This is a genomic window from uncultured Rummeliibacillus sp. (assembly GCF_934216135.1).
Lineage (GTDB): Bacteria > Bacillota > Bacilli > Bacillales_A > Planococcaceae > Rummeliibacillus.
The window spans coordinates 151,481-158,033 of record NZ_CAKQBI010000006.1; the positions used below are offsets into that span (position 1 = coordinate 151,481).

Annotated in this window: 4 protein-coding genes; all 4 read left to right on the forward strand. The window is 37.3% G+C overall.

Features of this window, described 5'->3' with window-relative positions; genetic code table 11:
• The first annotated feature begins 103 nt into the window (after window positions 1-103).
• The 4 genes from Q0977_RS06115 to icmF all read left to right on the forward strand — a co-directional run bounded on the left by Q0977_RS06115 (window position 104) and on the right by icmF (window position 6,471).
• Window positions 104-1,234, forward strand: coding sequence for an acyl-CoA dehydrogenase (locus Q0977_RS06115; RefSeq protein WP_119414074.1), 1,131 nt, complete (start codon window positions 104-106; stop codon window positions 1,232-1,234).
• 78 nt (window positions 1,235-1,312) lie between these two features.
• Window positions 1,313-2,449, forward strand: a complete 1,137-nt coding sequence (locus Q0977_RS06120; protein ID WP_119414075.1) for an acyl-CoA dehydrogenase — start codon at window positions 1,313-1,315, stop codon at window positions 2,447-2,449.
• A 2-nt stretch (window positions 2,450-2,451) separates the two neighbouring features.
• A complete protein-coding gene (locus Q0977_RS06125) occupies window positions 2,452-3,078 on the forward strand; it encodes a TetR/AcrR family transcriptional regulator (protein WP_119414076.1) in 627 nt (208 codons plus the stop codon).
• Window positions 3,079-3,219: 141 nt separating this feature from the next.
• Window positions 3,220-6,471 (forward strand): fused isobutyryl-CoA mutase/GTPase IcmF, encoded by a 3,252-nt coding sequence (gene icmF, locus Q0977_RS06130; RefSeq protein WP_299511456.1) that lies wholly within the window; start codon window positions 3,220-3,222, stop codon window positions 6,469-6,471.
• The last annotated feature ends 82 nt before the right edge of the window (window positions 6,472-6,553 follow it).

Genomic DNA, 6,553 nt, shown 5'->3' on the forward strand with positions numbered 1-6,553 from the left:
ATAGATAAATAGTGTTGTCACTCGTTTAAAATAAAGCTCCATTTCAGAAAGAAATAGCCTTTTGCTTATACTGTCCTACATGCATGATAAAGGGGAGAACATCATGGATCTACAGTTCACAGAAGAACAAATGATGATGCGCGATATGGTTCGGGATTTTGCAAAGAATGTTATTGCACCACAAGTGAAATATATGGAAGATGGGGGGTTCCCACGTGATATCCTAGCGGAGATGGGACAGCTAGGGCTTATGGGGATTACAACACCAGCAAAATATGGCGGTTCTGAAATGGATTTTACATCCTATATTATCGCTATCAATGAAATAGCAAAAGTAAGTGCAGTCATCGGGGTGATTTTGTCTGTGCATACATCGGTCGGAACCAATCCAATACTCTATTTTGGAAATGAACAACAAAAACAACGCTTCGTTCCCAAATTAGCTTCTGGAGAATATTTAGGAGCCTTTTGCTTAACAGAACCTTCATCAGGATCAGATGCTGGCTCCTTAAAAACTAAGGCAGTTAAATCAGGCGATTATTATGAACTAAACGGTTCCAAAGTTTTTATCACAAATGGTGGTGAGGCAGATGTCTACATCGTTTTTGCAACAACAAATCCTTCTAAAGGGCCAAGGGGAATATCAGCATTTATCGTTGAAAAGGGTACACCAGGTCTTATCATAGGAAAAGATGAAAGAAAAATGGGATTACATGGTTCAAGAACTGTACAACTTACATTTGAACAGATGAAAGTCCCAGTAGAAAACCTACTTGGAGAAGAAGGAAAAGGATTCCAAATTGCAATGGCGAATTTAGATATAGGACGTATAGGGATAGCTGCACAAAGTTTAGGAATCGCAGAAGCTGCTTTAGAAGCAGCAACTCAATATGCATCAGAACGAAACCAATTTGGTAAGCCAATTCTTGCAAATCAAGGGATTTCATTTAAATTAGCGGATATGGCAACCTCTATTGAAGCTGCGAGATTACTAGTTTATAGAGCAGCTAATTTACAGGCTATGGGGGAATCTTGCCGAAAAGAAGCTTCTATGGCAAAACTTTTTGCATCAAAAACAGCAGTTGAAGTCACTACAGAAGCCATTCAAATATTCGGAGGCTATGGATATACCGAAGATTATCCAGTAGAACGGTATTTCCGAGACGCAAAAGTAACAGAAATTTACGAAGGCACGAGTGAGATTCAAAGAATAGTTATTTCAAGAAGTTTATAAAGATTTGTAACTTACTATGCTCATAGTAACTAACAAATATTATTTATATAAAAATTTAAAACAAAGGGGATATAAATAATGAACTTTACACTATCAGAAGAACACGAAATGATTCGAAAAATGGTTAGAGATTTTGCAATAAATGAAGTTGCTCCAACTGCAGCAGAACGTGATGAAAACGAAACATTCGATCGTGCTATTTTTGACCAAATGGCTGAACTAGGCTTAACAGGAATTCCTTGGCCTGAAGAATATGGTGGGATTGGTTCTGATTATTTAGCTTATGTTATTGCAATTGAAGAATTAGCACGCGTTTGTGGCTCTACAGCAGTAACACTATCAGCGCATACATCTCTTGCAGGCTGGCCTGTTTATAAATTTGGAACAGAAGAACAAAAACAAAAATATTTACGCCCGATGGCTGAAGGTAAAAAAATTGGTGCTTATGGTTTAACAGAGCCAGGTTCAGGTTCAGACGCTGGTGGTATGAAAACAACAGCAAAATTAGACGGCGATCATTACGTGTTGAATGGCTCTAAAATTTTCATCACTAATGGTGGAATCGCAGATATTTATGTAGTATTTGCAGTAACAGATCCAGAAATTAAAAACAGCACATCGGCATTTATCGTGGAAGCCGATTTTGAAGGCTTTTCAGTAGGGAAAAAAGAAAAGAAAATGGGGATACGTTCATCACCTACAACAGAAATCATTTTCGATAACTGTCGTGTACCAAAAGAAAATTTACTCGGTGCAGAGGGAGAAGGTTTCAAAATTGCCATGAAAACTTTAGATGGTGGTCGAAATGGAATTGCAGCGCAAGCGGTTGGTATTGCTCAAGGAGCACTAGATGCAGCTGTAGCTTATTCGAAAGAACGAGTTCAATTTGGTAAACCAATTTCTGCAAACCAAGGGATATCATTTAAATTAGCAGATATGGCGACGGCTACAGAAGCTTCAAGATTACTAACTTATCAAGCTGCTTGGCTAGAATCGAATAATCTGCCATATGGCAAACAATCTGCAATGGCTAAACTAATGGCTGGTGATACAGCGATGAAAGTAACGACTGAAGCTGTTCAAGTATATGGAGGCTATGGTTATACAAAAGAATACCCAGTGGAACGCTTTATGCGTGATGCAAAAATCACTCAAATTTACGAGGGCACACAAGAAATACAACGTCTCGTAATCTCTCGTATGCTTTTAAAATAATTATGGTCAAAGAAAGAAAAAGACTAATCCAAACCTCCATAAAAGATGAAAGTTTAATAGAAAAAAGAAGAACAGAAATGATACTTGCAGCAGTTCGTCTTTTTAAAGAAAAAGGGTTTCATCGAACCACAACGAGGGAAATTGCGAAAGAAGCGGGTTTCAGTATTGGCACACTCTATGAATATATTCGTACAAAAGAAGATATATTGTATCTAGTTTGCGATAATATCTATCTAGAAGTCCGAAAAAGATTAGAGCCTATAGAGAAGCAAGAAGCAACTCTGGAAGGACTAATCTATGCGATTGATCAATATTATCATCTTGTAGATGACATGCAAGATGAAATGCTTGTTATGTATCAAGAATCAAAGTCTTTGCCAAAAGATGCGTTGGAGTATGTCTTATCGAAAGAAATTGAGATGGTTGGCCATTTTAAAAATTTGTTAATTGGTTGTGAGAAAAAGGGAGAACTTCATATGCCATTAACAGAGATTAAACTTCTCGCACACCAAATAGTCTTACAAGGGCAAGCATGGGCTTTTCGCCGATGGGCTTGGCGGAAGAACTTGAAAATAGAAGACTACATTCAAATGCAAACGAAGATTTTACTAAACGGAATTTTAAGATAGTCGTATATTTTTGTTGGTATACACTTCACTATATACGTTTCAGAAGTGCAAGGCAGAAAAACACAAACAGAAGTGATTGTGATTTCTCGCCTTGCATTTTCTATCTATAGAAATTGTTCATGTACAAAGGGGGACATTATAATGACAACGAAGTTGGAAGTATATAAGCCGCAACATCATGTTCGATTTGTGACAGCATCCAGCCTTTTTGACGGCCATGATGCGTCTGTTAATATCATGAGACGTATTCTTCAATCGAGTGGGGTTGAAGTAATACATCTTGGGCATAATCGCTCTGTGGAAGAAGTAGTAAATGCCGCTATACAAGAGGATGCTCAAGGAATCGCTGTATCTTCTTATCAAGGGGGGCATATGGAGTATTTTAAATATATGTATGATCTTTTAAAAGAAAAAGGGGCACCTCATATCGGGATATTTGGCGGTGGCGGTGGCGTTATATTACCAAGGGAGATTAAAGAACTTCATGATTATGGTATAAAAAATCTATTTTCGCCGGAAGATGGTCTAGCTCTAGGACTACAAGGCATGATCAATAAGATGATTGAAAAAAGTGACTTTTCGACAGTACAGAGTGATCTATTAGAAAAACTTTATAGGGTTTCAACGGAAAGTCCTGAAATTCTTGCACAACTTATTACGGCGGTTGAAGAGGGGCAACATCCTGATGTTGAAGAGTTGTTACGAAATGCAAGAGAACAATCCAAAAATACACCTGTACTAGGGATTACAGGAACAGGTGGAGCAGGGAAGAGTTCGTTGACAGATGAACTCATCCGTCGTTTCTTACATGAGTTTCCAGATAAGAAGATTGCCATCGTATCGATTGATCCAACAAAACAAAAGACAGGTGGCGCTTTATTAGGAGATAGAATTCGGATGAATGCAATTTTCAACAATCGTGTATATATGAGAAGTTTAGCGACACGTAACTCACATACCGAATTATCAGCAGCAATTGGTGATGTCCTAGATATTATAAAAGTAGCTGGATTTGACCTTATTGTTGTAGAAACAAGCGGGATAGGACAAGGAGATGCAGCAATAACAAATATATCAGACCTATCTATGTATGTGATGACTAGTGAGTTTGGAGCGCCAACACAACTAGAGAAAATAGACATGATTGACTTCGCAGATATAATTGTCATCAATAAATTCGAGAGAAAAGGATCTGAAGATGCACTTCGACAAGTACAAAAACAATATCAACGAAGTCATGAATTATGGGAGCAAAATTTAGATGAAATGCCGGTTTACGGCACAATTGCTAGCCAATTTAACGATAAAGGCACAAATTCTTTATTTGCGGCATTAATTCATACTATTAATAAGAAATTTGGTTATACTTGGAGAACGTCCTATGAACAATTTGTCAAAACACAAAAGCAAAATGTAATAATCCCAAATGATCGTAGGTACTATTTAAGAGAAATAAGTGACACGGTTAGAGGTTATCACAAAAAATCGGAACAACAAGTAGAAATAGCTAGAAAGCTCTTCCAACTAGAAGGTACATTAAAACAAGTTCAAGAGAAAGCACCAGAAGACGCCCTTGTTCAGTCCTTACAACTGCTAATCGAAGATGTGGAAAACCAACTCTCTTTAGAATCAAAACAAATATTGAAAAATTGGAATACGTTAAAAGAAAGTTATCAAGGTGATGAACTTGTTACGAAAGTTCGTGATAAAGAAATTCGTACACTATTAAAAACGACTAGTTTATCAGGCCTTAAAATTCCAAAAGTTGTTTTACCGAAATTCGTAGACTATGGTGAAATTCTTCGCTGGGTTTATGCAGAAAATGTACCAGGAGCATTCCCGTATACCGCAGGTGTATTCCCATTTAAAAGACAAGGAGAAGATCCGAAACGTCAATTTGCTGGGGAGGGTACACCAGAACAGACAAATCGTCGTTTTCATTATTTATCAAAAGATGATGTTGCAAAACGTTTATCAACTGCATTCGATTCTGTAACACTATATGGTGAAGATCCTGATGAGCGTCCTGATATTTATGGGAAAATTGGTGAATCTGGTGTTAATGTGTGTACTTTAGATGATATGAAGAAACTTTATGAAGGATTTGATCTTTGTGCACCATCTACATCTGTTTCTATGACGATTAATGGACCAGCCCCTATTATTTTGGCGATGTTCATGAATACAGCTATTGATCAACAAGTAAAAAGACGTGAAAAAGAACTTGGACGGAATTTAACTGTAGAAGAGTTTATCAAAACAAGAGCAACAACATTAAATATTGTTCGAGGCACTGTACAAGCTGATATTCTTAAAGAAGATCAAGGACAAAATACGTGTATTTTCTCAACTGAATTTGCTCTTCGAATGATGGGTGATATTCAACAATTCTTTATTGATGAAAAAGTGCGAAATTACTATTCAGTATCTATTTCTGGATATCATATTGCAGAGGCAGGAGCTAATCCAATTTCACAACTTGCTTTTACCTTGGCAAATGGTTTCACATATGTGGAGTATTATTTGAGTAGAGGTATGAATATAGATGATTTCGCACCAAATCTTTCGTTCTTCTTTTCAAATGGTCTTGATCCAGAATATAGCGTTATTGGTCGTGTTGCACGTCGAATTTGGGCTGTCGCAATGCGCGATTTATATGATGCAAATGAGAGAAGCCAAAAGTTAAAGTATCATGTCCAAACTTCCGGAAGAAGTCTGCATGCACAAGAAATTGACTTTAATGATATTCGCACGACACTACAAGCTTTGATGGCTTTACATGATAATTGTAATTCACTGCATACTAACGCATATGATGAAGCTATTACAACGCCAACCGAAGAATCTGTTCGAAGAGCAATGGCTATTCAAATGATTATTACAAAAGAACACGGATTGACTAAAAACGAAAATCCTTTACAAGGTTCGTTTATTATTGAAGAACTAACAGATCTCGTAGAAGAAGCAGTACTTACAGAATTTGACCGTATGAATGATAGAGGCGGCGTTCTCGGTGCCATGGAAACACAATATCAACGTGGTAAAATTCAAGAAGAATCCATGTACTATGAATCTTTAAAACATTCAGGGGAACTACCAATTGTTGGTGTGAATACGTATTTAAATCCGAATCCGCCATCACAAGAGACCATTAATAGTATGGAAATAGCGCGCGCAACGAAAGAACAAAAAAACACCCAAATTGAAAATTTACGTAAATTCCAACAACAATATAAAGAAGAAACAGCTATTGCACTTGAAAAACTAAAAGAAACAGCCAAAAAGGGCGATAACATCTTCAAAGAACTAATGGAAACCGTAAAAGTAGCAAGCCTAGGCCAAATAACCAACGCACTCTACGAAGTAGGTGGACAATACAGAAGAAATATGTGATATTAAAATAAAAGCGGAGCCGGCTCGAACTGCCCCGAAATGCATTGGAAGGCCCGAATCGAAAGCGTCATTTCAGCTTTCG

Excerpts from the sequence above, each read along its gene's own strand:
- Q0977_RS06115 (WP_119414074.1), top strand. The coding sequence starts at position 104 with ATGGATCTACAGTTCACAGAAGAACAAATGATGATGCGCGATATGGTT.
- Q0977_RS06120 (WP_119414075.1), top strand. The coding sequence starts at position 1,313 with ATGAACTTTACACTATCAGAAGAACACGAAATGATTCGAAAAATGGTT.
- Q0977_RS06125 (WP_119414076.1), top strand. The coding sequence starts at position 2,452 with ATGGTCAAAGAAAGAAAAAGACTAATCCAAACCTCCATAAAAGATGAA.
- icmF (WP_299511456.1), top strand. The coding sequence starts at position 3,220 with ATGACAACGAAGTTGGAAGTATATAAGCCGCAACATCATGTTCGATTT.